Genomic DNA, 24,612 nt, shown 5'->3' with positions numbered 1-24,612 from the left:
TCCTCCTTAGTACTTGAGAGTGAGCGCGTTCGCGATAGTCACCGCAGATGACGCGATGCGCTTTGCTTGTTCACCAGGAGCGATAATCGGCGGGGTGCCAATACTCGCTTTGATAACTGCGCCTTCCTCACGGGTGACGCTCATGTCCACACCCGTGCAGGGGCCGACGTAGAGTTCCCCGTCCATGTGCCACCATCCGAGACTGTCGCCAACCTGGAAGTCTTCACCGAACCTCCATGGCATACCGTCCATGACGGTCAACTCGGTGAACGTTTGCGGCGCTGCTTCCATGAGTGCCGACCTTGCGGCCTGGGATGCCGATAGCGTTAGTGCGGCCGAGGTGGACTGAAACGTCTCCGGGATAGCCTCGGGCCCGACCTGCAGTAGTGTCGACCAGTCCACAGTCCGCTGGTACGTACCCACCCTGTTCGTCAGCGCCTTGCCGACGATTCCGCCCAAACCTGGCATGACGATACCCAGGCCACCAAGTAGAGACGTGACAGCCAACTCCGAACCGTCCTGGATTAGCGTGTTCAGCCAATCCGGAGCGGCGCCGCCCACCACTGCGGCAGCGGCCTGCGGGTGCTGATTATCAACGTTGGCGTCGAGAACACCTGGGCAGCCCTCCTGCCAAATCACCGCGGGGATAGGCTTGCCGTTGACCAGCTCACTCCAGCGTTTCGACAGGTTGCGGGAGGCCCCTTGTGCAATCCAGCCGACCGCGTCACCAACGAATGTCGCCATCTCACGGGCCAACGATGAGAACACCGTCAACCCACCACCGACGCCATAAAGCCACGGAGACTGCACAACATCAACAACAATGCGAGGCGTGGTGTGCAGCCACAGCGGATGCGGCTTTTCATCTCCCGGCAACCACTGGCGGACACGCAGCCTGTACCCCTGCGCGTCTTTAAGCATTTCCTCCGCAACCTGGGAAATAGGTTCCATCGCCACTGCCCAGGTCCGCCACGGGGAACCGTCAAGCAGGGGATTCTTCGGAATCACATCGATGGGCAAACCGAGCTGACGATGCGGCCGCTGTAACCGCTGCACATTCAACGCCACCAGCGCCAACAAGCCCGTCGCAACAGGGCCGGTGTACACCGATTTGCGCAGTACCTGCGCCCACTCAATACCTGCCAACGGCTCCGGGTACGTTAGGATCCCGTCGAGGATACGCTCAACACCGACGCACTCGGCCGTGACTTTCCATTCCGAGCCGACACCGGAATCTCGGGACACCCACACGCGCCCATCCCAGTGCTGACTGCCGTACCAAATACGCACGCGCACCAAGTTCTTACGGCACGAACGAACTAACGCCGCCAGCGGATCCGAACCCCGCATCACAAATGATGCCTGCCCCGACGCCGACCACCGAACCTGCACCGACTCGAACAACCCCACGGTTCCCTCGAAGCCATGCCGAGACCACAGGTCAATCCTCGTCGGAGTGTCTACTCGTAGACGGTTCGCCGCCTCCATAGCCGCAACAGCCTGGTCAAGATCTAACGGGGCTACCATGGGCGTCGCCTCCTAGGCTCAATCTGCACAACAGCCGACGTCACACCTGGCTTACCGCCAACGACACGAAGCCCTGACACATCCCACCGCGTGTGCGGCATCACTTGGTACAGCGGACGCTGTCCACCAAGCCACCGGTGCGCATCCTTACGCTTATCCGACACCGCAAGACGCCGAGCCGGGTCACCGGTAAGAACCATCGTCTCGCCAGGCAACAACATCACCGTCGTCTGCTTATCAACCAAGATTTGCCCCATGCGGAGCATGTCCTTAAGCCAGGATGGAACCAAATCCAGTAACCACCCCTCGACAGGCCCAAAGTCCTTCGGGGCAATATCTGGAATCGTGAACACACCAGGCCCACGTAGCGTCCACACCGGCCACTCCGGAACGTCACCGAAATTCCAAAGCTCCGGTGACGGCGACCAGCCTTTACCCAACACCCACGTGCGGGCCACCTCCGGCGCCTGGTAAAAAGCCTGCTCCGAAACAATCGGCAACAGGTAATCCTGCTCCTGCACAATCGCGTCGTCATGCCGCACGTCACCAACAATCGGAGGACCGTCGAGACGCACATCCAGCCACACCGTGCCCGAAGGAGAATTCACATACAGCCTCGACGTGGTAGTGAAATTCAGGTCTGTGAAGAACTCGTCTCGCACAATCTCGAACGCCTTACCACGTGTGGCGTGCATCGTAATCGGCAACTGGAAACGACGCGGGTCCGCGACAGCACCCAACCACACTGCGCCATGGGACTGCGCCGGAGTGAACCACTGATGCGTCACCGTGGGTTCCTGAAAATCAGCCCAGCCCTCCGCGATTGCAACCCCTTCCTCATTCGCCACCTTGGATGGCCAATCAGATAGGTGCCACGCGCGTTCTGGTAATCCTGCCGCAGCGCCAGGACCGGCGAGCACCACATTCGCGGCGCCTTCCGGGAACATAGCCCCTCGCATTAGAAACCACTCTCCCATCGTTCCTCGTATCGTGCCTGCCGAATACCAGCCGCCAGATCACGGCGGTCATACCCATTGGCGTTAACGTTGACTGGCCGCTGTGCAGCAACGGACTGCTCCATTTGTTCGCGCATCGCTTGAGCCCTCGACTCCAACGCAGCGTCTCGCACCATGTTTGCTTGGTACTCGCGCCGCTGTGACTGTGCGTCGCCGACTAGGAACTCGGTAGCGCTGTTGGCTACCGTGTCGATAACACGGTTCGACACTTGTGTCGCCACTTCGGATAGCGCCTCCACGGCTTTTCCACCAATGTCCATCACGGACTCAGCGGAGGGGGCCAAAGCGCCACCGATACCCGGGATACCCAGCGAGCCGATAGCACCGGCACCGGCCATAGCATCAACACCCAGCGTCGCCAGGCGCGTGCCGTTTTGTACCACAGTGTCAGCCGCAAGATGCGCAATCTCTGCACCTCCGTTGATTAGCTCAAGGACAGCCTGGTTCTGGCGTGCCGCCGGAGCACTCACCACGTATTCGCCTTCAGCCAGCCACGCTGGAATCTTGTCATCCGGCCCGCGCCCACCAGACCGGGCCGCGGTGACCCGACCTCCCGCTTGATAACCTGCGGCTGTCGGCCACGGCAGTTTCTCGTACCGAGAGTTGACGTAGTTCAGGGCAGCAACACCATTGGCCAGCACATCGTGCACGTCGTCGACCAACCCGGGGTCACGGAACGCTTGGAATGTGCCCGGCTTCACCTGCCACACGCCAGCCGGCGCCCCTTCTGGAGACGACGGGCCAACCGCCGACGGGTCACCATGAGACTCAATATCTCCCTGCTCCACCATCGGCTGTTTCCACCCCGACGGGTTACCAGTAATCGACAGGGCCTTGTCAATCAGCCCTGACCACTGCTCCGTTCCACGCCCGGGGTCATACACAGACGCACCAGCAGGCTGAATCTCTTCCGCCTGCGCTTCGGAAATACCCTGGCGCGTCGGGGACGACTTCGCCGTCGTATCTTCGATAACAATGCGACCCGACGCATCTACTCCCTGAGACTGAGTGAAGGCTTGCTTGCCAGCCAGAAGACCAACTTCGACAACTGGGCCAAACTCATCGTCCTGCCCCAACACTTGCATCAAGTCACTAACGGCGCCCTCAGCGGCTACCTTCGCAACCTTGCCGGCAAGCTCGGAGGCCGAACGCGGTTTATCACCCAACTCGTCCTCAAGCATGTTCAACTTGATAGTGAAGTAGCCACCATTACGGCGAGCAGCCAGCACAGCCTTGACCAACTGCGAGTCCTTACCGGCCCGGTAGTGGTCCCCGAAGCGCCCTGTCCAGACACCCGCCTCGATCATGGAGCGGACACCTGTCGGATCATTTGCTTCAGTAAACGCCCGTGCTAACTCATAGTCTGGTTCGTTATCCTGCCCGTAAGCCCACAGCAAGTACTCAACTAGTTTGTCTTCCGCCGAGGCATTGTGGGCTAGACCGAAACGCTCCGTCCACGCCCCGCCCTTGGTCAATTCCTTGACACCATCCGGGTCATTCGCGGGTGTCATCGCCGCGGTCACAATCGGGTCCGGCGGTATTTGCACGTTCGACCTGGCAAGATGCGGCTGCGACTCAGCTGCCATTTTGTCCAACCGCTCTCGCTCGGTCTCCGCATCAGTCTTCTTCGGCTTACTTGACGAAGACCTACCGCGCTTCGACTTCCCTGAACCGGTACCGCCCTTGATGTACTCATCAGGAAGGTAGTACAGCGTGGCATTCGGCAGATTGTATGGGCTAGTCGCCCCGTCACCAATCTGCATTCCGGAGCCACCGGACTCGATGTTGACCCCGTCCAACTGAGCAACCATGTGCTCTGGGTTCGTAGCAACGATGAACACACCGTCGGTTCCGGGCTGTAAGTTTGGCCACTGCCCCGCTAGAAGGGACACCGTTGTTCCCAGGCGCGTAGTGCGCGGGTTCCGGTCCTCCAGCACCGACTGCCACAGGCCGACATAGCCGGAGCAGTCCGCGCCAGTGGGCAAGGTCCCGCCATACACGTATGGGCCGCCCTGGGTTGGGTTCAGTTCTTCGAAGGCACGATCAACACCGGACTGCTCGTCCTTGGTGTCTGTGCTCTCATCGGAGGCTTCAATGTCAGGGTCGCTGCTTTTACGATTGCTGCGTTTCTTTGGGTCTCTACCTTCGGCGTAGCCAGGTAGTTCTTCGAACGCCGCTAGTGCTGCGCGCGCCCTGGGAGTGTTGTTGTTAATTGCGAAGAGTAGCTCATCGAACGTTGCGGAAGATGCACCGTTGATGATCCATTCACCGGCGTCCAGGCGGGCCGTTGGTATGCCTGCGCCGTCGAGGGCGAGAAACCCATCTCGGATTTCCGTGCCCAGCCCGGTTAGTGGAAGCCGGTAGCCGTCGTGCCGGTCTCCCAATGCGTACGCGGGGCCGGGCCAGTAACCACCTTGCCACTGCATTGACAGTGGGAGCGGTCTAGTTCCTCCGGCACTGTTCGCGTACTCAACCTGCCGCACGTAAATCGTGTGCTGTGACGACGTAGGCCGCTTGAGGGTTTCCTTCTTCGCGTTGACGTCAGCGACGTTGTCTTTAACATCATGCTTCGAGTCGGTTGGGGACTTCAGCCCGTCTTTGCGTTTTTGGACATCATCAGTGTTGTCGGACACTGTGTGTTCGGACTTTGTCGGAGCTGTTAGCCCATCCTTGCGGGACAAAACATCCTGAACATTGTCCGTGATAGTGAGATCACCATGCACTCCCGCTTCGGCCATGAGCCCCAATTCGATGAGTCGCTGTTTGACTTCCTCATCATTGGAATCAATAACCACGTGACCTTCGTAATCAGTCACCTTGAGGCCTAACTGCTCGAGCTGCGCCTCAACCTCCGGGCTATTGTTCGTAATCTCGATATTGCCTTTAAAGTTGGCAATCTTGATTCCCAGGGAGTCGAGCAGGGACACGATTTCCAGATGGTTCGAGAACTCTACGAGCACCTCACCATTGGGCAGGTTTGTCACCTTCGCGCCGAGCTCTTCGAGCTTCGCCCGGGTTTCCTCGTTGACGGCGTCAGATTCCACCTTGATGCTCTTGTCATCCGGGATAGAAATGATGCTGTCTCCGAGCAGCTCCATCGCTGTTTTGGTCTTCTCCGTCGAGTCCCTGAGCGCCGCCAGCCGGTCCTTTTGCGCCTCAGCCTCAATCTTGTCGAGATCATCCGAGGTTCGGTTGACTTGGTCACGGAGGCCCTTGAACTTTTCATCCGCGTCTTTTACCCCGCTGGCGACTTTATTGAACGCATCAACGGCAGCAGGCCCCTTGGACATAATTTTGTCCATCGCATCCTGCGACGCCTGCCCCGTGCCGAAAATTGCTTCGCTCACGTCTTCAGCAGTGATGCCCATCCCGCGGAGATTCCGCCCGGATGTTTCCCACGCCTTCGAGCTCTCCAGGGCTTTCCGGGAACCAACATCAATCGCGGCATTGACCTTTTGTTGTGCCCCTTCAACACCGGTCATCGCATCCGCGAGGGTCTCCTGAGAAATCCCAAGTTCACGCGCGGTATCTATGGCATCCGACTCCTGCGCCGCCTTCAGAACAAGTTCACGGGTCTGCGCGGTAATCGCACCCGTAGTTTGGTCTAGTGATTCACGTAGCGCTTCCTGCGCTGCCTTATGCTCTTCCTCAGCCTGCTTAGCTTCCTGGTGCTTCTGAATCAGGTGCCCGATTGCCAAACCAGCGCCAGCAATCGCCAGCCCCCATGGGCCACCCAAGGCATTGATTATCCCAGTTACACCGGATTTCGCCAGCGACAGGCCACCGGCGACCGAACCGCCGAGGACTCCGCCGAACTTCTGCGCGGAACCTTTAGCCAGCAGCAAGTTACGGTGCATGCCATCAACTTGCGTAGACGCCGCTAGAGTCAGGGTTCCCATCGCGCGGGCTTGCGCACCAGTCTTCCGGTACGCCTCACTCATACGATGGATCGTCGGGACACGGGCTTCCATGGTCGCCATCGCCGCGCCGACGCTAGTGAGCTCAACCCCAGCAGCCTTCGCAAGCGACTTCTGTACCTTCATCTGCTCGCCGAAGCCACGCAAGGCTCCCGTGCCCGCATTCATCCGTCCCGGAAAATCCGTGAAAGAGGACAAGGCCAACGCACCAGCGACACCAATCGCCGCACCCTCCAGCCCGTCAAGGGCTGATGCTGCACCACCGACGACATCCAAGGCAGCGCCAAGCCCTGTAGCAAGAGCAGGACCAATAGCTTCCAACGCAGTTGTTGCTAAGTCAGCACCAGCTACAAGCTTGTCGGAAAGAGCGTCGTAGACTGCAAGCCCGACTTCCTCCGCAGTGTTTTGCAGCCGCTCCATCGCGCCAGGAAGCCCCTCCGTCTGCGCCGCTGCGACCTCCGCAGCCTGCCCAGACCGAGTCACTGCATCCCGAAGCGTCTCAAAACCATCACGGCCTTGCTCCGCCGCAATACCGGCCAGACGCATCGCATCCGAACCGAAAAGCGTCGCAGTCGCCGCCTGATACGCCTCCGGCGTCATCGACTTCTGCGCCTCCGCCAACTGCTCGAACAATGACGGCAACCCAACGAAATTACCCTGCATGTCGTACACCGACAGCCCGAGTTCTTCCATCGCAGCTTGAGCGGGCTTACCCTGGTCAGTCAACGCCAGCAACGCCGACTTCAGCAACGTACCAGCATCAGACCCCTGAATACCCGCGTTTGCAAACATCGCCAACGCAGTAGACGTGTCGTCAATATCAACACCGAACTGGTTGGCGACAGCGCCAGCCTGCTGCAGACCCTGAGCGATACCACCAATCTCAGCCGACGACGCATTCGCCGCACCCGCCAAAATATCCGACACCCGCGCAGCATCCTCAGCACCCAAACTGAACGACTGCAACGCCTGAGACTGAATCGTCGCCGCCTCAGCCGCATCAATCTGCGCAGCAGCAGCCAACTGCAACGTGCCCTTCGCAGCCTCCATCGACTGCTCAACAGTAAAGCCGCCCTTAGCAAGTTCAGTCATCGCAGCGGCCGCATCCGACGCCGACGTCGCCGTCAACGACGTATCCGAACCCAACTCACGGGCCTTCGCCGCCACAGCATCCAACTGCGTACCAGTGGCCTGAGACACCGCAGACATAGTATTCATCTGCGACTCAAAGTCCATACCGACCTGGATAATCTGGCGAGACATCTCCGCCCCACCAATAGCAACACCAAGCGCGGCACCAATCTTGCCCGCCGTACCCAGCGCCCCACCAAGCCCAGACTCAAGCTTTCCCTCAAACCCCTTCAAATCAGGTTCGACGAGAATGTCAATCTTGCCACCGGCCACCGTCTACCTACTTTCCGCGCGCAGCGCGCAACTCACTCAGCGACGCCTTCCGCGACACCTGAGCACCAGCGGAGGTCACACGCTCTATAAATGCTTCTTCTAACTCGACCTGCTGACGTCTGGGACGACGCGCCACCGGCCGCAGCAACGGCACCGGCGGCGGCTTCACCCCAGCACGACGGCGCCTCTCACGATCCGCCACCACCTCAGGGTCATTCGGGTCCGTCGTCCACTGGGCGTACTCCGAATTCAGCCAATAGTCCTCACGGTCCACCAGGCGTGCAATGTTTTCGTCCGTCAGCGACCAGTCCTGCAATCCATCAACAAGAGCCCCCAGGTCGACATGCCACATGGTGCGTCGACACTCACGCCAATCGAGCCCATACTCACGCCGGAACCCGACCAGCGCCTCGCGGTGCGCCCGAGGGTTTACAAGGCAGGCGCACCATTCAGGAAATTTCCCGCCTCATCACGAAGCCCCGCGATCTGTCCAAGCCGCACCGCCACACGAATAATCTCCGGGACCGTAAGCGACAGAATCTTATCCACCAGCGCGGCCTGCTCCTTCTCCGGCGACGCAGACAATGCATCAACCAGACCAGCCAACTGGTCTTTGATTGTTTCCCCAGCGTTGTCCACCGTGTGCATTGTCATGAACTTATGCACCTCATCACCGGTGAAGTTTCGTCGGATAATCACATCAACACCCAACAAGGTAGCCGTAACCGGCTCGCCAGCATTCACGGACAGTGCGTCCAGAAGGTCGAAAGACTCCATCTTCTCGGTGTTATTTTCCATCTCGGAAATCTCCTAATCACTAGGCCAATAAAAAAAGGGGGCGGGTAAATTCGGGCCTCCATCCCGGAAGCGCACACGCGCCCGCCCTACGCGCTACATCAGGGCTATCAGCCGAAGTGGCTATCCTCGTCCCCTAGCTCCTCAGTACTTTCGACAGCTTCCTTGAGCCCCTCAGGAACCTTCGGAAGAATTTCCTGGCAAGGCTCAAGGAAGGTCACAGCGAACTCCCAACCGTCGAGGTTCTGCCCATCCATCGCCGCACGGGTTGCCGGCGCCGACAGAGTTGCACGCGGACAGAAAAACGCGGTCTTATCCGCGCCGTCATCGAGACGCACCAGCAGCGAGAATTCCTCACCAATGCCCTTCTCAATAACACCGTTCTTGCCCTTCATGGTGACCTTGCCACCCTGCATACGGGTCATTACCGTCGCCTTGGTGTTATCCACCGCACGGAACTTCATACCCTCATCCAGCGGGTCTCGGGCAACCTTGTACGCGGACTGACGGTAGTTAAATACCTTCTTCTTAGTGATTGACTGCTCGGAAGTCAGCTCGAAGCCAGCTTCAATACCGCCGAAGGCATCAAAACCTTCCAGCTTTGCGGCGTACACGTCTTCTGGAAGCTCCGCGCCTGCCTTACCACGGAAAGCATCACCGTCGAGCCACAGATACGCCTTACTCGGATCTGCAAAAGTAGACATAAGTCTCCAATCCGCCCCAGCCTCGGGGCATAAAGAAAGCACCCCACTCGGGGTGCTGTTAGTTGCTTGCTATTGGTTGCCTGCGTCGCAGGTGAACCTGAAAACGGACCGGCGCCTGATACAAGGTTCGGTCAATACCTCGATTGCGGTCATAAAGTTGAATTGGGCCATCAACCCAGGTAGCCGACCATGCATGCTTGTCATCGAGAACAACATTTTTCGCCCGTCCGAGCAGTTCCCCAGCCGTCGCGGCTAGGTTCCACACGGTCACATCCGGGTCCTCATCGAGCCCCGATGCATCTCGCCCCGGCGCCCACGGTGTCACCTGAATCATCAGGCGACGCAGCATCGGGTCGGGCCCAACATGCCCCACTGTTGAAACCAGCACGTGTGGTTTCACTAGAGGGTCCGGCAAGTCCCTAGTAGACACCGCCCCACCATGCAGCAGGTCAACGAAACCTGGTTGGTCGAGTAGCCACGCACGAATCGCCCCCGGGACATAAGGCATTGGCTGTCGCATGGTCTACCTCCTTGGCCTTGTTCCCGAGTACTTGCCGTATTGCATCGCCGCATTCGTCAGCGCCGCATGCGCAGGGGTATCAGAAGTTCCGTACTCCTTGTGAATTGCGTCATCATCGTTATCAACGACGCGCACTTCATCAGAATTTGCCTCCACCCCGATTCCGCCCCGGTAGGCACCCGTCACTACAGGTGCCCTACTCCTTGCGTCGGCTGCGATTTCTCCGGCGATTTCCTTGCGCCGGCTCATCGACTCCCGCCGCGCCTCCGCTCTCAGCGCCTGCCGATACAGAGTCAGCCTCGCCACTCGAGCCCTCCTTCCGCGAAACAGGACGAACAGAGGCAGACTCAACTGGCTGCGACGCTAGATAATCACGATGCGCGGCCGAACCGTGTGCCGTAATCACCACATCACCGTCGGCGTTGACGAACCGGACTACATCACTCATCTTTTTCCTCCGCTCTACGAACACGGACAGCCACATACTCAGGGCTACTGCCCGGAATACCCCTCCAAATGCCGGAAGTGATGGCCTGCCAAACTTCACCAGAAGGACTGACGAACTCTGCCTGCGAGTCCACGGGAACAGACGGGCCTTCCAGCGGGCACCACATAACGAGACGCTCATCAACAAGCGCCTTGTCTGTAACCTCGGAGAACCCAGTCCACAGGGGCGCCTGCACCAAACCACGACCAGGAACCTCACGAACATTGACTCCAGCATCGTTCCCCGTCACCGGGTCAACACCAGCAGGTTTCCGCAACCGCAGCACCCACCCGGGCTGAAAGAGCACAGTCACACCTACCATGACGGTCTCGCTCTCCGATACACAGTGAAAGCAGCCGACGGCTCAGGTGGGGTCAATGCCAGCAATTCGTCCGTGGTCAGGTACAGCAGCGACCCAGAACCAGCCCCGCCACTGCCCCACTCCATCGTGACCTCCGGATAAGCGAGTTTCTCCACCCCGCCACGGTCCTGCGACGCCACAGCACGATTGACCATGTCCTCCACTACACCAGCGACGACAGTAACGGACAGGGACCCGTCCTCGACGCGCCTCAGGGTAGTCGGAAACCGTTGCACAATCAGCGCTTCAGCACGATCCACCAACCGCTCGAGACGCACCTGCTCCGCGGAATCAGCGTCAGGCCATACCGCCCGCAGGCTCGTGAGAAACTTCGCCATTGGCTTCCTCCCACAGCCGAATCAAGTCAGCCCGCGCCGCACCTTCCGGGTACACGAGGCCCTGGGAACCGAGAAACTCCCGCCACTTGCCGACAGCGGCCCGCTTCGACGGCGGGCCGGCAAGCTCCACGACGGGTTCCTCATCTTCGATGCGGTACCCGCGGCCGACGTAGTACCAACGCTGCGCCTCCGACGCATTCTCACAGACGCCGTTAACGAAGACGTCAGCGCCAACACGGCCGCAGTAATACTTATTCGGTGCGAATACACGCACGGACTACACCTCCTCAGCAGAAATCTTGACGCCACGCAGAACCGCAGCAGCCTTAGTCCGCTTCAGAGCAACACCCACCGGGCCAAGCTCAACCTCACCCTTCTTCACAGCCCCCGCGGTAGTGAAGTCCGGCAGCCACGTCTGCAGCATGCTGCCCTCCGTGGTCGTCACACCGTGGAAACCATCCAGCCCCAGACGCACCGCGTAGATATCAGTCGCGCCCTTCGTCACCGGAATAATCGGCTTATTAGTGCCCGCCTTAGTGCCAGCATCAATAAGCACCAGGTTGCCGATAGTCTCGCGCTCCAACGGCACCCCGTTAATCTGTAGACCGTCAACCGGGGACTTGGTGTACAGATTGGCGCGTCGCGCGGCTGCACGAATCTTCGCCAGAACACGCCGGTTCGCAATCAGCACAGTCGGAGGACCATCGAGAACACTGGTGAACTCGTCCAGGTGATCAAGAACGGTCAGGCTTTCTTCAGCAGAAGCGAACTCCGACCAATCATAACCGGACTCCTTTACCTCAGTGTCGGAGCCAAGCAGTGCCTTAGACAGGCCGTCAAACCCGGCCTTCGCGTCAGCGACAGGCTCTTCAATTTCCTCCGAGGCAGTATCACCGTTGATAACCTCATCAAGGAAACGCGCATTGGTCGCCTTAATCAGCTGCTGCATCTGGAACACAATCTCACCAGATGCGGCCGGGCCAAGCTTCGCGATAACACGGTCAATCTCGAACGCGCCACCCAGCGGAGCCAGAGTCACTGAGTGCTTCTCGGTGGTTGCGGCCTCAGTCTTGTACTCAGAGTTCAGGGCTCGGAACGCCGCGCCGCGCTCAGTCTTGACGCGACGGTAACCGTAGTCAAGGGTCGCGCCTCCGCCTGCAGGGGAAACCGCGCGGTCAAAAGTGAGCATGTCCAGCAGCGTCGAGTTCTTACGGAACTCATCAATAATCGCCGGATCATAGTCTTCCATGGTGTTGAGCTTCGCCTGCTCAAGAGTAATCGGTGCCATATTCGGCATCCTCCTTAGTTTCGGTACTTAGCCGCGATGGCGGCCTCTAACGTTGTCGGCGTCACCTGGCCACCGCCACGGCCCGCCGACTTATCCGCAGGCCCCGTGTAAGGGCCAATCGCCTCAGCTAAAGCCTTGGCGTCCTCGCGCATCTCTTCCGGCGTCGCACCGGCGATGCGTCCAGCCATCGCGGCTGGGATCTTAAACTCTGCTGCAATCCGCGCCCGCTCAGCGTCGAGATCACGCTTGGCAATCTCCGCACGAGCGTCTTCCTCGGCCTTACGCGCGGCCTCAAGGTCCGCCTGCAGTCGCTCAATTTCGGTCATTTCGGACCGCTTGCGCTCTTCCTCCGCCTGCTCGAATTCCGCAAGCCGAGCCTCAAGCTCCTGACGCTTATCCCGCTCCTTCGCGAGGTCAGCGAGCACAGCCCTCTTGGAACCCAGCCCGTCGGGATTTTCAGCATCCTCGACAGGCTGGGTGTCGCCCTGGCCGCCCTGACCTGTAGAGCGCTCCGCGCCAGTATCTTCACTAGCCGAAGCCTCGACAGGTGCACCAGCGGCACTATTCTCATCCGCGCCTTCAATCGCGCGAATCCACATTGGACGATTCTTAAACATTGGTTTTCCTCCATCTCGGATAAGAAAAAGTGCATGAAAAAACCCACCCCAAGAAGGGATGGGTTGAAAGGTTATAGTGCTTCCTAGGCTGCTTTCGTACCAGCCTCATTAAGCCCAGCAACAAGTTCAAGGATTCGACGAGCATCGACATCGCGAGAAAGCTTTTCCGCCAAACTTCGCGCCTTATTGAGAGCCGCCTTAGAAACGGAAAGCCCAGTAGCAAGTGCATAGTCCAGGATAGCGATCACAGCACTAACGTCCTCGTCATCGTCGCAGCTCGATGCCGCGTATGCACGCAAATCATTCGGTAACTGATTCCATACAGAATCCATGATTGCCAACGCGTCGGCATCGACAAGCTGCCGATTAACAATTTCAATCATTCCCCGCACCTCCTACTCTCTTGGAACTAATGATACATCCAAGGGCTGTTCCACTGCCCTCCCGCCGATGTTCTTCACTACTCCGCTTCCGTTTTTCGGGTATGAAGCCCCAAGAATCATGCTTCCGCTGCTGTCAGGGTCTGGATAGTACGACACCTGGACCAACACCTCATCTACTACACGATATAGGACTCTTGTCGTACCGAATACTTTCGACGCATGCGGAGCCTCGATAGTCAACAAGACAGCCTTTTTGATGTCATCATCCGACCACCAGCGCGGAAACTCAGTCTTTCTTTCCCGCCCAGTGCCATGCCGATGACCTCCCTGAATCTTTTTCCCTGGGACAATAGGCTCCCCATCTAGAATATGGGCCCAATCTTTACTCGACGGCACTGGTCTAGGGTCATTCTTTGGAAGCTCCTGCGCTAGCTCACCTAAGTTGTCACTGTCGTGCGGCCAGCCTTTCGAAAAATCAACACGACTAACCGGGCCGTAACGCCGCTCCGGACGAATGTACCGGTACTGAAGAAGCAACTCCCGCATACGGTCCACATCGCCATCGGCACGCCGCATAATCTCCGGAACTGACAGCCGCCTCCACCCACTTCGCGGTGCCCCGTACCGCGTAAACGGCTTCACATCATCACCGACACCGGTCAGCCCCTGCATCGAATTCACAACTTCGACATAATCAGCGCCATTACGTAAAGCTTCAGCGCCCGCCTTGGTGAAGTACTTATCCTGCTCTGCCTCACTAAGAGACTTAAAATAAGCATCCACATCGAAATGCGGGCCAGATAACTCGACGTCCTTCCCCTCCGCTAATGGAATCTGCGTGCAATCACACCCTGGATGACGCAAAAACGGCTTCGACCAGTACCCTTTCTTTCCCGCAAGTATCGCGCAACGCGGACAACACGGCACATTCGCCATACGGACATACAATGTTCTCGGCCTGGCCAGCCCAGCTACGGCCTTCGCCATCCGCTGAGTATCAATCAGCCCCGTCTGAACAATCGTCGCAAGCAGCTTACTGCCGGCTTTCCACGCTTCTGCCTGAGACGCCCCCAAGGCCATCCGCTCGCGGACTCTATTCGCTACGGCATGCTTGATGAACCCAAGCTCACGCCCATCCGGCATATACCCCGTGAACGCTTCCGGAACAATCAAGCCTATGGGCGAATCATGGTAGCCCGTGGCAGTCAGCGACATACCCATCGTCTTGTCTACAAGAGAAAGATTCTGTGCTTGTGCCTTGGCCATCGCCGGAGCGATCAAATTAGCTTTAGTCGCTAGCCAAGCGTCTACATCCATAGGGGTGTTCCGAGGCATCGCCGTGCCACGCATATACCGCAAGGTCTCTCGAATCACAGCAGAACGCGCCTGCGCCTCCTCCCTAACCCCTGGAGGCAGAGAGCGATGCGACCATGTGATACCCAACTAGACCTCCTCGGCGAGACCACGACCCAAACGAACGTCTAAGCCAGCCATCGCGGCGTCCTCTTCACCAAGCCACTGCAGCTCTTTATCAATTCGAGCCTGCGAATATCCCATCTGATTCATGGCACCACGAACAGACAAAACAGGTTTTCCGCCAGTTTGCTTCTGCATCGCATCCGACATCTCCGCCAACGTCGGAGTCGCCGGATTACGCCACTCAATCTGAATCGGCGCACCTTCCGGCCACACACCAGTACGAACGCGCTCCGCAATCCCCAAAACCCACGACCAAAACACCCCAGCCGTCGTATTCAACCGCTCCACAGTCTTCACCAGACGCGCCTCATCTGCCTTAATACCGCCCTCAGACGCCGGATTCACCGTCGAATGACCAAGCATACGAAGCGGCAGACCAGTTTGACCCGCCACCTGCTTCGTAATCATCTCCACAGTGGAAATAAACCCACCCAGATCACCCGCAGGAAGCTGCTTAACGTCTACGCCCTCCTTCGTCGTCCGAGAAATAGCCCAGATCGCCCCCATGTACGTCTCCCACGGGTCCAAATCCTCACCAGTATCCGGGTCAACAAAGTCCTTCTGGGACACACCAATCGCGACCTTCTGCGGCGTCGCAATCGTTTCCATCGCCAACTGCAGATTCAGCACCACCCGGGCCATCAAACCAACCCAGTGCTTAATGTCCTCCATCTGGCTAGTACCGGAAAACCTTCCCGACATACGCCGATTCCACTGGCACACCACCGGAACCCGGCCAAGATTATGCCGGTCACGCGACACAACACGGTCCTTGCCAGCCTCCCGCGCTAAATGGACGGTCTCATTCGGCAAGTACAACGTCATACGCTGCTCAATACCCGACTCGTCCGTATAAACCCGCAGAGCCCCGCGCGTATCCCGCGTATACGGGTCCACGCTCACAGCAATATCCCGCGGCGACTCCACCCGAATCACCGGCCGAGTCTGCCCCCGAGTCACGATCAGGCCACGACACCGACGCCACACACCGCCCATACACAAGCAAATCCGTATGCGCTAAATGCTGCTCCAACTCAAGGCTGTTAGCCTCCCAGTCAGTTCGCAACTCCGCATCTTCCTCAACAGAGCCCGAGCGCAGAAGCAGACGCACATCCATACGCTGCTCCAACACCTCCACATACATGCGCGGCCAATTCATCGGAAACGCAAATGGCTCCACCTCCGGAGGAATCGCGATACCCAACTGGGCGACCTTCTGCAAACCGGCATACAACTGCTCATTCGCATAATCCCGGCCACGCTGCTGCATACACTTCCGATGCAACGACTCAAGAAGCTTCTGCTCATCCGGAGACAACCCACCATCGTTAACCGCTACCGTCATCATCGCCTCCTACGACCAAACACCAACACCCGGCTCTGAACACGCGGCACCCACCCGGACGCCATCGAATTCACCCACGCCTCATGCGCCAGCACCATCGCCATCGCAATATCAATCTTCTGAGCCTCCGTAGCCTTACCGAGAATGTACTTCTGCCCCGGCCGGGCCACCTTCCTAGCATTCGCAACCGCAATACCCAACGCCTTGCCACCATCGTGACCAGCCCGCCCCGTTGCAAGATTCGTCTCAAACGTCTTCAACGCCTCAAACATCTGCGAAATACGATTCGTCGCCCACTCGAACACACGCTCATCACCATGACGAACCGACCAATCCCCAATCTCGGAACGCCAATCCTGCGGGTCGCAATACATACGCACCACGTCATACCGCTCAAACAGCTCATCAACCGCCGCATCAACCTCATCACGAGGAATACGCCCGCCATGCTCCGCCGGATTCCAGTACGTCGGCTGCTCATCCGGCCCAAACGTCGGAATAAACACCGTCCCATCCATCGAGATAGCTGTGATAGCCGTCCAGTCGTTATTCTCCGAACCATCAAACCCCAAGCAGATCGGCGCGCCATCAGCAGGCTGCTCACCCCGGTCCCCAGACTCCCACGTGTCCGCAGGAATCCACGCACCACGGCCATAAACAATTCGGTTACCGAAGAAACGCTCCGCCTCCGCCGGATCCGTCTCTAACAGCTCCGCAGCCTCAGACTCGATATTCTCCATATCGACCCACCACGAATTGCCGTACACGTGCCGGTGAATCCTGGCTCGCTCCCGCTTATTCCGATACGACAGCGACGCCGGAGCCTGACGAAAATCACGGTAAATATCCGGCGCCTTCGACTCAAACGTCTGCTGCGCCACCGAGTTCTCCGCCGGGTCCCACGCATTCGTCGTCTCAACCGACCGGCCACCCATACCAGCCAAACCACGACGCTGCGTCGTCGCCAGCAGCAAACCACCATTAGACTGCGTCCACATCTGCGTCTCATCCTGAACGACGAACGTCACGCGCTGACCGAGCCTAGACCGAGCCTTCGACGTCACCGGATCGATACGGCCACCACCCGGCAGGTTGATACGAGTATCACCTGTGTCCGGAATGACCTCAGCCAGCGGGCCCTCCTCAATCATCGGCTGCAGTGCTGCGTAAACATTCGCAGTCTGGTCCTCCGACGACGCCGTCACCTGAATCAACGGCGTCGGCCACGGTCTACCAACCGGCTCCCCGGCCGCATCCCACCCTGCGAACACCACCGGGCCGACCGACTCCGCACAAATCATCGCCGCGGTCAGTGGACCCTTCCCCCACTTCTGAGGACGAACCAACTGCGAACGACGATAATTCCACGCCCGGCGCGGCTTATCCTCCGTCGCATCCGGCTTCAACCGATAATGATGAACCAGGAAAGCCACCATCTCATCAGTCAAAATGTACGGCTCACCCTTATGGTCACCATCCGGAATGACACAGTTCGCCTCAATCCAGTCGACCACCGACCAACCCAACGACGGAAACTCCCCGTCATACTCTGGACCGCGCCACGGCATTACCCATCACGCTCCCCTCACGCTTCGTCAGCGACCACCCGCAAACGAGCCCTGCGTGCAGCAGGCGCCGCAGACCGCTTGGCCTGCCGCTGCGCATCCACCTCGTCCTCAACGATTTCCCACCGCAGCCGGTGCCGAGCCATCGGCGAAAGCCCCAGGCGGTCCTCCAACTGCCGCAGCTCCGACAGCGCCGTCGCGTTAATCTGATCCGCATTCTCCGGCTGCTGAATCAAATTGCGGATAATCAGATAACGCGCCACCACAATTTCGTCGCCGGAGCGCTCCCACATCACCGCCTGCGGTTTCTTCCACAGGTCAGCCCAACCCCGGGGTGCGCGTCCACCCATCGGCCACGCTGGTGCTCGCCCTTTTCGTCCTTCTCTAGGCAGCCGCACTGTGTTAGCCATTGGGGCGTTACGTCGGCGGCGTTCGGAATCGGGTTTTGGTGCCGGTCCTGGCATCTCAATCACCCCCAATCTCACATACTGGGAACCCGTACAGGTCTTTTTTCACCTCATGCGCGGTGCGGGGTGATCGTCGTGGTCGGCCTACCCCCCTGGGGTCAAGGCCACAGCCTTGTTAGCGGTATTGGTTGCGGGTCTCCGCACCGTGCCGCGAGTTGCACGACCGACAAAGAACTGTCAGCCGGCCGCTGCCGTCACCGGTGTCGGCGACCGCGTGCACATGCTCAGCAGTGAGGTCATTGGCGGGATGCGGTGGCCGTTTGTATCCAGGGCACACGTTGCCATACTTGGCTCGCCATTCCGTTACCACTCGGCGGCGACGATTATATTCAGCCCAATCGCGCGTGCGCTTGGTTGGTGTTGTTCGCCATTGAGCAGCGTCGCGCTCGGCAGAGTGGACGACACAGAGTCCGGAGCCTGGCTTTGCGGTTTGTCCGCATGATGGGTGGGAGCAGATGCGGTTAGCCCTAGCCATGTGTATCACCTGCCTAGGTATGCGTGAAGCCCGCAACCGGACTTGTGCCTGGTGCGGGCTTCTTACACTTCTGCTGCATTGATTATAGGCAGATGGGTGGTTCAGATGTCAATACCACCCTCAGTATTCGAGTTCTGTCTGACTGTCGGCTTCTTCCTGAATACTGACGACTTCAAACTTTGTCTTATCTACTACCCCATCAACTAGAGCATCTTCGATTCGTACTCGGGCTTCAAATCTTTTACCGGCCGCGAAATAAATTCGTCCAGCTTCTACCGCCGTCGCGAAGTCCTGGTCAAGCATCTTTGCCCTGAAGGTCCCGTACTTTTCCGACCTGAATCGCCACATTCGGCTGAGCGGGGCGCCAATATCCGGGGTGTCTACCTCTACCAATATTGATTCAACTCTAGTCAGAATTGTTTCCTCTTCTGCTAGCAATTCGATCGCCTCCGCATCTTGTGAGTCAATCGTCAACTTCCCTGGAATGTTGCTGTTCTTTAGCGACATCGATTCGATCCCAGTGTTGGTTACCGGTTTGACTAGTTTCCCGGTCTGCTCCCGAAACTTCCTATTGCTTTTGAGCTCGTAAACGTGCGCCGCAAGAAGCTCGTCGCCAAGCTCACTGATTAGCTGATCGCGGCTTACTTTCTTCTTTTCTTTTGCTTCTTTCTTGACATATTTTATCGCCTGCAGGATTACCCCTCCGAGTGTTGCTGCCGTGGCTGCGCCAGTCAGCGGTTTCCCCGTAAACAGATTGATTGCCTGCTCAAGAATCGACGAGTCAAGGCCAAACATGATTTCAAACGAACCTGCGTTAAACGCCTGAACTTTAGCGGTAATCTGTTTGCCTGACAATGGGTCAACAGTCTGTTGCGTAATTCTGGCCAAGTTTCCGAAGGCAAGCAGCGCTGGGCCGAGCTGTGTTGCATCCATCGAGTGATCATCGACGGCCACGCCATCATATTTGACTGAGACTTCGTCCGCTTTCACAAGAGTCATAGTAGAAGACCCACCCTCTGTTTATCCGTATTCATGGCCGTACCGTGCCTTTTTGTGAAGCCGCTATGATGTCGACCACTCTGTATATCCATGCTCCGTGTGGTCCTTTGAATCGTGGTATTCGTCCGCGTTTGCCCCATGTGCGGATTGTCTCAACTGGCACCCCGGTTTCCCATGCGACTTCGAGGGCTGTGCCTGCTGGCCTGCCGTCGAGTGGTGGCTCGAGTGCAGCGTCGAGGTGGGCGGCGTAGTCGTGCGTGAGGCTGGCCATGGTGTCTGCTGTTGGTTCGCACTGGTATTGTTCGGCGAGCCAGACCGGGTCACGCATCCATTCTGCACCCTCAAGGTAGTCAATCTGCCCAAGGAGCCATCCTGCGTTGCCTGCGATGCCGGGCACTGGACGTCCGTGTAACCCACCGGTGTCGCGTCGAACTTGCGCTGCAGTCCGTGCGAGCATGTCCTCAATCATCCACTGGTAGTCGAGCCAGGTGAGGCTGCAAGGTGGGCTGGGGCCGAATGGTGTTGGTGGGGTGTAGTCGTCGGTGGCTTGTGCACTGTCTGCGATCTTGAGCTGCTCGAGCCGGGGGGCGAGTGTGCGCAGGGTGGTGTAGTCGCGGGCAAGCGTTGTCATCTAGTTTCCCCTCACTTTCTTGTTGGCGTAGTCGAGGGCTTCGCGCCAGGTCGGGAAGCCCTTCGCTACCCGGCAAAATCTGACGTCTGGGCTATCTGGCTTTTCTTCCCAGGCCGCCATCCAAACGACTCGTGACCCTGGAATCACGAGGCCGCTTTTCCACACTTCCGCTCTGGTCATGGGTGGGGTTCTCCTTGTCCTAGTTCTGCCGCGACGGCGGCTACAAGCGCTTCTTGGGTGGCGGCCTTGCCGTCGAGGGCACGACCAACACGGGCGTCGATGGTGTCTGTAGTGGTGATGTGGATGATGCTGACCGGCTCGGTTTGGCCTTGGCGGTGGAGGCGGGCGTTGGTCTGCTCGTAGAGTTCGAGCGACCAGGGTGTGGTGAACCACACCAAGATATGGCCGCCCGTCTGGAGGTTGAGGCCGTGTCCGGCGCTGGCCGGGTGGATCAGGCCGACCGGTATTCGGCCGGCGTTCCAGTCGGCGAAGTCCGCGCTGGCGTTAAGCGCCCGGGCTTGCGGGAAGCGCTGGAGTATGCGGCTGGCTTCGTGCTTGAACCAGTAGGCGACGAGTACGGTGGCGCCGTTGGCTTGCTCGATGATGTCTTCGAGGAGCGTCAATTTTTGGTTCCCCCCTTTGCTTGTTGGTTGGCGTACCGCATGGCTTCTTGCCAGGTTGTGAAGGTGCGCCCGGTTGTGGCTTCGTTTCCTGCTTGGGCGACTGACCAGGTGCGGCGTTTGCCGGTGGGGAGGGTTCCGATGACGGTGCCCCACACCTTGTAGCGGGGCGGGCGGGTGATGTTGAGCATGGCGTGGGCGAGGGGTTTTATTTCTTCTTCCACGACGACGAGCTTTTGGGCGGATTTGGTGGATTTGATTTTGAGGTGTGTGCCGTGCGGGTGGGGTTCGGTGGTGAGGATGAAGCGGCCCGCGAGGGCGCGGCGGGTCATTTTTCGGCTTCCTTTCTAGCGCGGTCGAGGGCATTTAGCGCGTAGGTGAGTCCCACGCATTCTTGGGTGTACATCGTCATGCCTGGCTCGCTGCCGTCGGCGTGCGCGTCGTCCCATTTGGATATTGCGTTGTCAAGATGCGTTCTTATGCTGTCTTCGGCGCGGTTGAGTGCGCCCTGGTAGCGTCGGCGACGGTCTTGCTCTGCTGTGAGAGCATCGCGGAGGTGTTGGAGTTCGGCTTCGAGGGCGCGTACTTGGTCGGTGGGGGTCATGTGGTCTCCTCGTACCAGACGTAGTGGTGTTCGGCGGCGGTTGGGTGATACGGGCGGGTGTCCTCGACGGTCTTGGTGAGTTGGCCGTTTGCATTGTCCCATTGGGTGCGGTCGTGGTCTGGGGTGCCGTCGGGGTTCATGCGGTACGGTCGGACACGTACCCAGGTTTCGCCTTCGCGGTGGTAGTCGTGGTGCTTGTCCCCGAAGGTGTCCATGAGGGTTTTCGCGTCACCGAGCACAGCAACCGGCGGATGGTTCACAATGAAGCCGTCGAGGTCATCAACCGTCCGGGTGCGGAGGTAGGTGGTCATTTGCCTGCCCCCCCCCCAGCGGATGACGCGGGCGGTGCCCATCCCGACCATTTCCTTGCTGTCGTATTCGCCGTCGTAGGTGTGCCAGCCGATGCTGTCGCCGACATATACGTCCCCGTTATGGTCCTCGACGATGGTGCCGACTGGCGCGTTCCGGTAGTCCTCAACGGTGGTGAGGGTGGCGGGGTCGATGGTGAGGTCGCTAGTTCGCACGTATACCCAGATTGCACCTGTTCTGCCATGTTCACTGATGTAGGCGAACAGCACTTCGGAGTCCTCGTCGGAGTGTCGGCTGCCGATGATGCCGCGCCCGTGGACGGGGTGGGTTGCCCACCTGCCGAACAGTGACCCTTGCGGCTTCTCCGGCTCGGATTCCTGTTCTTTGAGGTCTGCGAGGTCTGCTTTCATCTCGTTGAGGGCGGCTTCAACGCCGTTGATGCGCTCTTCGAGGTCGTTGATGGTGGTCATTTGGGTTCCTTTTCTTGCTCCCACATGGTCATGCGGGTGCGGCAGAGTTTTTCAGCTAGCGTGTATTCGTCGCGCCATCGTTTCTTGTCTTGTTCGGTTCCTTCCCACTTGCGCGCGCGGCGTTCTACCTCGGCTGTCATGTCGTCGATTGGTCCTGTCCAGCAGCCGATGGTGACGGTCTGCTGTGTGCCTGGTTTTTGGCGGGCGAGAGTCATAGATACGCTTTCGGAGCCGATGGGGGCGAGTGTTAGGACATGCTGGTTGTCGGACACCCGCGCTTTGCCTGACACCTGAGCGTCGCCGGACACCTGAGCGTTGCCGTACACCTGAGCGTCGCCGTACACCCACGCTTTGCCTGACACCTGAGCGTCGCCGTACACCTGAGCGTCGCCGTACACCAGAGCGTTGCCGGACACCCACGCTTTGCCTGACACCAGAGCGTCGCCGTACACCTGAGCGTTGCCGGACACCCACGCTTTGCCTGACACCAGAGCGTCGCCGGACACCCACGCTTTGCCTGACACCTGAGCGTTGCCGTACACCTGAGCGTCGCCGGACACCTGAGCGTCGCCGTACACCTGAGCGTCGCCGAGCACCTGAGCGTCGCCGTACACCTGAGCGTCGCCGTACACCTGAGCGTCGCCGTACACCAGAGCGTCGCCGTACACCTGAGCGTCGCCGTACACCTGAGCGTCGCCGTACACCAGAGCGTTGCCGGACACCTGAGCGTCGCCGAGCACCCACGCGGTGCCCCAAATATTCTCTTCGCTTTCCACATACCCGCCCAGCTCGCCAGCTTTTACTCCCTGCTCGGGGATGTCACGGGTAGCGCGGATACGGTGAAGAGTGCGCCCATCGACTGTGATGGTGTAATCGGTTAATTCAAAGTGCTTGGTGGTCATGTGAGTGTCTCCGCGTGTCTGAGTAGTGCTGTTGCGAGGGTTGTGATGTCTTCGCGGGTGGGTTGGCTGTAGGAGAGCCATGCGGTACCCGCGTCGCCTGCGTCGAGGTGGGTGCCGGTGTCGATGTTGAGTGGGTCGGGGTCGCGTTGCACCACGTCCTCGGCGGGGAGGGTGATTTCTCGGGTGCGGGCTTGTTCGGTGGCGTAGGTGATGGCCTCCGGGAGGGTGAAGAAGTTGGCGATGTGGTCGCCGTCAGGGTCGTAGACTCGCCAGAATCCACCCACACGGGTTGGTATGTGCTTCACCTTGTAGCGGTATGTGGTCATGGGTTGTTCTTTCTGTGCATGTCAATCGCCATGCGGAACCCGTGAAGGGTTATTGCATCGACTCCTTTCGATTGCAGGAAGTCCACTACTTTTGCTGCTTTTTCGGCGTTGATTGTGAGTGACTCGACTTTGATGTAGTCCTGCCCGTTGCGATTGATGAGTTTCAGGTGTCGGCGTCGGTTGGGGACGGTTTTCAGCCAGTTGTCTACGACGAGTGTTTTCCCATCGTTGACCTTGGTTTCTTCTGCGTCTGGGATGGTCTCTTCGCCTGTGGTTACGGCGAGTTCTCCGATGATGGTTGTTCCGTGGGTTAGGCGGAGTGTGGTGCGTCCTTCTAGTTTGATACGTGGGCGCTGGCTTTTCTTAATGCCCATTTCGCCCCCTCAGTGTCTTGTAGATGGACAAACACATGCCGAGTGCGACAAGTACCCACAGGCCAATGTCGGACGGCTTAAAACGGCTCACAGCGCATCTTCTCCGGTTTTGCCGTCCAGCAGCTTCGCGAACGTCTCCAGTGTCATCGACACCAGCTGCTGCGCCGGGTCGCCTTTGCCGTGGCGTTTGTGGACAACGACGCCGATGTACGCGCCGTCATTGACCCGTTCGGTTTCTGCTTCGTTGATCCATGACCCGAGGTTCATGCGGGTGGTGTTTTTGCATTCGATGACTACGCGGTCGTTCCAGGGGGTGCGGACTCCGGCGATGTCTCCGCAGTCGTTTGCGCCGGTTTTGACGCGTCGGTCGATGCGGTCATCAACGGTGGCGGCTAAATAGTCAGCGACGATTCTTTCAAAGGTGGCTCCGGCTTTTTTGGCGGAGGCTCGGTTTCGTCTCATTGGTTTCTCCTTGCATGAAAAAACCGCGCTGTGAGAGCGCGGTCGATATGGGGTTGTGGGGAGGGCGTCAATGGTGGCGCTCCGGTGTGGCTGGGTGGGTGTGTGGCGGTATGTCACCAGTGTCATGCCGCGGGATATTTACCGCTTCGGGAAGTCTTACAGGGAGCGAAGCGCAGCGAACGGAGTGAGCGGAGCGGAGCGAGCGGGGTTAACTATTAGCTTCTATT

31 protein-coding genes are annotated in these 24,612 nt (G+C 58.8%); all 31 read right to left on the bottom strand.

The window, feature by feature from the left end:
* Nucleotides 1-6 precede the first annotated feature (6 nt).
* The gene (locus CLAC_RS03410; protein ID WP_053411700.1) at nucleotides 7-1,527 is read right to left on the bottom strand and encodes a Gp37-like protein; all 1,521 of its coding nucleotides are present in this window, start codon (nucleotides 1,525-1,527) and stop codon (nucleotides 7-9) included.
* Nucleotides 1,521-2,486, bottom strand: a complete 966-nt coding sequence (locus CLAC_RS03405) for a hypothetical protein (RefSeq protein ID WP_156324761.1) — start codon at nucleotides 2,484-2,486, stop codon at nucleotides 1,521-1,523. Before CLAC_RS03405 ends, CLAC_RS03410 begins: the two co-directional genes overlap by 7 nt.
* Nucleotides 2,486-7,864 carry a phage tail tape measure protein gene (locus CLAC_RS03400; protein ID WP_053411698.1) on the bottom strand — a complete coding sequence of 1,793 codons (5,379 nt, stop codon included), beginning with the start codon at nucleotides 7,862-7,864 and terminating at the stop codon, nucleotides 2,486-2,488. The genes CLAC_RS03405 and CLAC_RS03400 overlap by 1 nt, the downstream gene beginning before the upstream one ends.
* Nucleotides 7,865-7,871: 7 nt before the next feature.
* Nucleotides 7,872-8,216 (bottom strand): hypothetical protein, encoded by a 345-nt coding sequence (locus tag CLAC_RS03395; RefSeq protein ID WP_053411697.1) that lies wholly within the window; start codon nucleotides 8,214-8,216, stop codon nucleotides 7,872-7,874.
* 77 nt (nucleotides 8,217-8,293) lie between these two features.
* Nucleotides 8,294-8,662: a hypothetical protein gene (locus CLAC_RS03390; protein ID WP_053411696.1), complete on the bottom strand. Its 369-nt coding sequence runs from the start codon at nucleotides 8,660-8,662 to the stop codon at nucleotides 8,294-8,296.
* Nucleotides 8,663-8,769: 107 nt separating this feature from the next.
* Complete coding sequence (locus tag CLAC_RS03385) at nucleotides 8,770-9,363, bottom strand: hypothetical protein (RefSeq protein WP_053411695.1); 594 nt, start codon at nucleotides 9,361-9,363, stop codon at nucleotides 8,770-8,772.
* A gap of 58 nt (nucleotides 9,364-9,421) precedes the next feature.
* Nucleotides 9,422-9,883: a hypothetical protein gene (locus CLAC_RS03380; RefSeq protein WP_053411694.1), complete on the bottom strand. Its 462-nt coding sequence runs from the start codon at nucleotides 9,881-9,883 to the stop codon at nucleotides 9,422-9,424.
* Between the two features lie 3 nt (nucleotides 9,884-9,886).
* Nucleotides 9,887-10,069 (bottom strand): hypothetical protein, encoded by a 183-nt coding sequence (locus CLAC_RS03375; RefSeq protein WP_245621958.1) that lies wholly within the window; start codon nucleotides 10,067-10,069, stop codon nucleotides 9,887-9,889.
* A gap of 10 nt (nucleotides 10,070-10,079) precedes the next feature.
* Nucleotides 10,080-10,331: a hypothetical protein gene (locus CLAC_RS12790; RefSeq protein ID WP_169750315.1), complete on the bottom strand. Its 252-nt coding sequence runs from the start codon at nucleotides 10,329-10,331 to the stop codon at nucleotides 10,080-10,082.
* The gene (locus CLAC_RS03370) at nucleotides 10,324-10,683 is read right to left on the bottom strand and encodes a hypothetical protein (protein WP_425388803.1); all 360 of its coding nucleotides are present in this window, start codon (nucleotides 10,681-10,683) and stop codon (nucleotides 10,324-10,326) included. The genes CLAC_RS12790 and CLAC_RS03370 overlap by 8 nt, the downstream gene beginning before the upstream one ends.
* Before the next feature lie 2 nt (nucleotides 10,684-10,685).
* Entirely contained in the window at nucleotides 10,686-11,069 is a 384-nt protein-coding gene (locus tag CLAC_RS03365) for a hypothetical protein (protein WP_053411692.1), read from the bottom strand.
* Nucleotides 11,029-11,343 carry a hypothetical protein gene (locus tag CLAC_RS03360; protein WP_053411691.1) on the bottom strand — a complete coding sequence of 105 codons (315 nt, stop codon included), beginning with the start codon at nucleotides 11,341-11,343 and terminating at the stop codon, nucleotides 11,029-11,031. The genes CLAC_RS03365 and CLAC_RS03360 overlap by 41 nt, the downstream gene beginning before the upstream one ends.
* Nucleotides 11,344-11,346: 3 nt before the next feature.
* Nucleotides 11,347-12,357, bottom strand: coding sequence for a major capsid protein (locus CLAC_RS03355; protein ID WP_053411690.1), 1,011 nt, complete (start codon nucleotides 12,355-12,357; stop codon nucleotides 11,347-11,349).
* A gap of 14 nt (nucleotides 12,358-12,371) precedes the next feature.
* Entirely contained in the window at nucleotides 12,372-12,974 is a 603-nt protein-coding gene (locus CLAC_RS03350; protein ID WP_245621957.1) for a capsid assembly scaffolding protein Gp46 family protein, read from the bottom strand.
* An 83-nt stretch (nucleotides 12,975-13,057) separates the two neighbouring features.
* Nucleotides 13,058-13,357, bottom strand: coding sequence for a hypothetical protein (locus CLAC_RS03345; RefSeq protein WP_053411689.1), 300 nt, complete (start codon nucleotides 13,355-13,357; stop codon nucleotides 13,058-13,060).
* 12 nt (nucleotides 13,358-13,369) lie between these two features.
* Entirely contained in the window at nucleotides 13,370-14,674 is a 1,305-nt protein-coding gene (locus tag CLAC_RS03340) for an EndoU domain-containing protein (protein ID WP_053411688.1), read from the bottom strand.
* A 126-nt stretch (nucleotides 14,675-14,800) separates the two neighbouring features.
* Complete coding sequence (locus tag CLAC_RS03335; RefSeq protein ID WP_245621956.1) at nucleotides 14,801-15,772, bottom strand: phage portal protein; 972 nt, start codon at nucleotides 15,770-15,772, stop codon at nucleotides 14,801-14,803.
* Complete coding sequence (locus CLAC_RS13220; RefSeq protein ID WP_245621955.1) at nucleotides 15,669-16,184, bottom strand: hypothetical protein; 516 nt, start codon at nucleotides 16,182-16,184, stop codon at nucleotides 15,669-15,671. The genes CLAC_RS03335 and CLAC_RS13220 overlap by 104 nt, the downstream gene beginning before the upstream one ends.
* Nucleotides 16,181-17,749 (bottom strand): hypothetical protein, encoded by a 1,569-nt coding sequence (locus tag CLAC_RS03330; protein WP_053411687.1) that lies wholly within the window; start codon nucleotides 17,747-17,749, stop codon nucleotides 16,181-16,183. The genes CLAC_RS13220 and CLAC_RS03330 overlap by 4 nt, the downstream gene beginning before the upstream one ends.
* Before the next feature lie 17 nt (nucleotides 17,750-17,766).
* Nucleotides 17,767-18,210 carry a phage terminase small subunit gene (locus CLAC_RS03325; protein WP_483772858.1) on the bottom strand — a complete coding sequence of 148 codons (444 nt, stop codon included), beginning with the start codon at nucleotides 18,208-18,210 and terminating at the stop codon, nucleotides 17,767-17,769.
* Nucleotides 18,211-18,808: 598 nt separating this feature from the next.
* A complete protein-coding gene (locus CLAC_RS03320; RefSeq protein ID WP_053411685.1) occupies nucleotides 18,809-19,687 on the bottom strand; it encodes an LAPAL motif-containing putative phage structural protein in 879 nt (292 codons plus the stop codon).
* A 31-nt stretch (nucleotides 19,688-19,718) separates the two neighbouring features.
* Nucleotides 19,719-20,318: a MerR family transcriptional regulator gene (locus CLAC_RS03315; RefSeq protein ID WP_053411684.1), complete on the bottom strand. Its 600-nt coding sequence runs from the start codon at nucleotides 20,316-20,318 to the stop codon at nucleotides 19,719-19,721.
* Entirely contained in the window at nucleotides 20,319-20,498 is a 180-nt protein-coding gene (locus CLAC_RS03310) for a hypothetical protein (RefSeq protein ID WP_053411683.1), read from the bottom strand. It lies immediately after the preceding gene.
* Complete coding sequence (locus CLAC_RS12905; RefSeq protein WP_053411682.1) at nucleotides 20,495-20,941, bottom strand: hypothetical protein; 447 nt, start codon at nucleotides 20,939-20,941, stop codon at nucleotides 20,495-20,497. Before CLAC_RS12905 ends, CLAC_RS03310 begins: the two co-directional genes overlap by 4 nt.
* Entirely contained in the window at nucleotides 20,938-21,270 is a 333-nt protein-coding gene (locus CLAC_RS03300; RefSeq protein ID WP_053411681.1) for a hypothetical protein, read from the bottom strand. The genes CLAC_RS12905 and CLAC_RS03300 overlap by 4 nt, the downstream gene beginning before the upstream one ends.
* Complete coding sequence (locus CLAC_RS03295) at nucleotides 21,267-21,542, bottom strand: hypothetical protein (RefSeq protein WP_053411680.1); 276 nt, start codon at nucleotides 21,540-21,542, stop codon at nucleotides 21,267-21,269. The genes CLAC_RS03300 and CLAC_RS03295 overlap by 4 nt, the downstream gene beginning before the upstream one ends.
* Nucleotides 21,539-22,321, bottom strand: coding sequence for a hypothetical protein (locus CLAC_RS03290; RefSeq protein WP_053411679.1), 783 nt, complete (start codon nucleotides 22,319-22,321; stop codon nucleotides 21,539-21,541). Before CLAC_RS03290 ends, CLAC_RS03295 begins: the two co-directional genes overlap by 4 nt.
* Nucleotides 22,318-23,223, bottom strand: a complete 906-nt coding sequence (locus CLAC_RS03285) for a bactofilin family protein (RefSeq protein ID WP_053411678.1) — start codon at nucleotides 23,221-23,223, stop codon at nucleotides 22,318-22,320. Before CLAC_RS03285 ends, CLAC_RS03290 begins: the two co-directional genes overlap by 4 nt.
* Nucleotides 23,220-23,549, bottom strand: coding sequence for a hypothetical protein (locus CLAC_RS03280; protein WP_053411677.1), 330 nt, complete (start codon nucleotides 23,547-23,549; stop codon nucleotides 23,220-23,222). The genes CLAC_RS03285 and CLAC_RS03280 overlap by 4 nt, the downstream gene beginning before the upstream one ends.
* Nucleotides 23,546-23,923 (bottom strand): hypothetical protein, encoded by a 378-nt coding sequence (locus tag CLAC_RS03275; RefSeq protein WP_053411676.1) that lies wholly within the window; start codon nucleotides 23,921-23,923, stop codon nucleotides 23,546-23,548. The genes CLAC_RS03280 and CLAC_RS03275 overlap by 4 nt, the downstream gene beginning before the upstream one ends.
* Before the next feature lie 87 nt (nucleotides 23,924-24,010).
* Nucleotides 24,011-24,385: a hypothetical protein gene (locus tag CLAC_RS03270; RefSeq protein WP_053411675.1), complete on the bottom strand. Its 375-nt coding sequence runs from the start codon at nucleotides 24,383-24,385 to the stop codon at nucleotides 24,011-24,013.
* Nucleotides 24,386-24,612 lie beyond the last annotated feature (227 nt).

Origin of the sequence: Corynebacterium lactis RW2-5, from assembly GCF_001274895.1 — a bacterium.
GTDB lineage: Bacteria > Actinomycetota > Actinomycetes > Mycobacteriales > Mycobacteriaceae > Corynebacterium > Corynebacterium lactis.
This window is presented reverse-complemented; position numbering and strand designations above follow the sequence as displayed.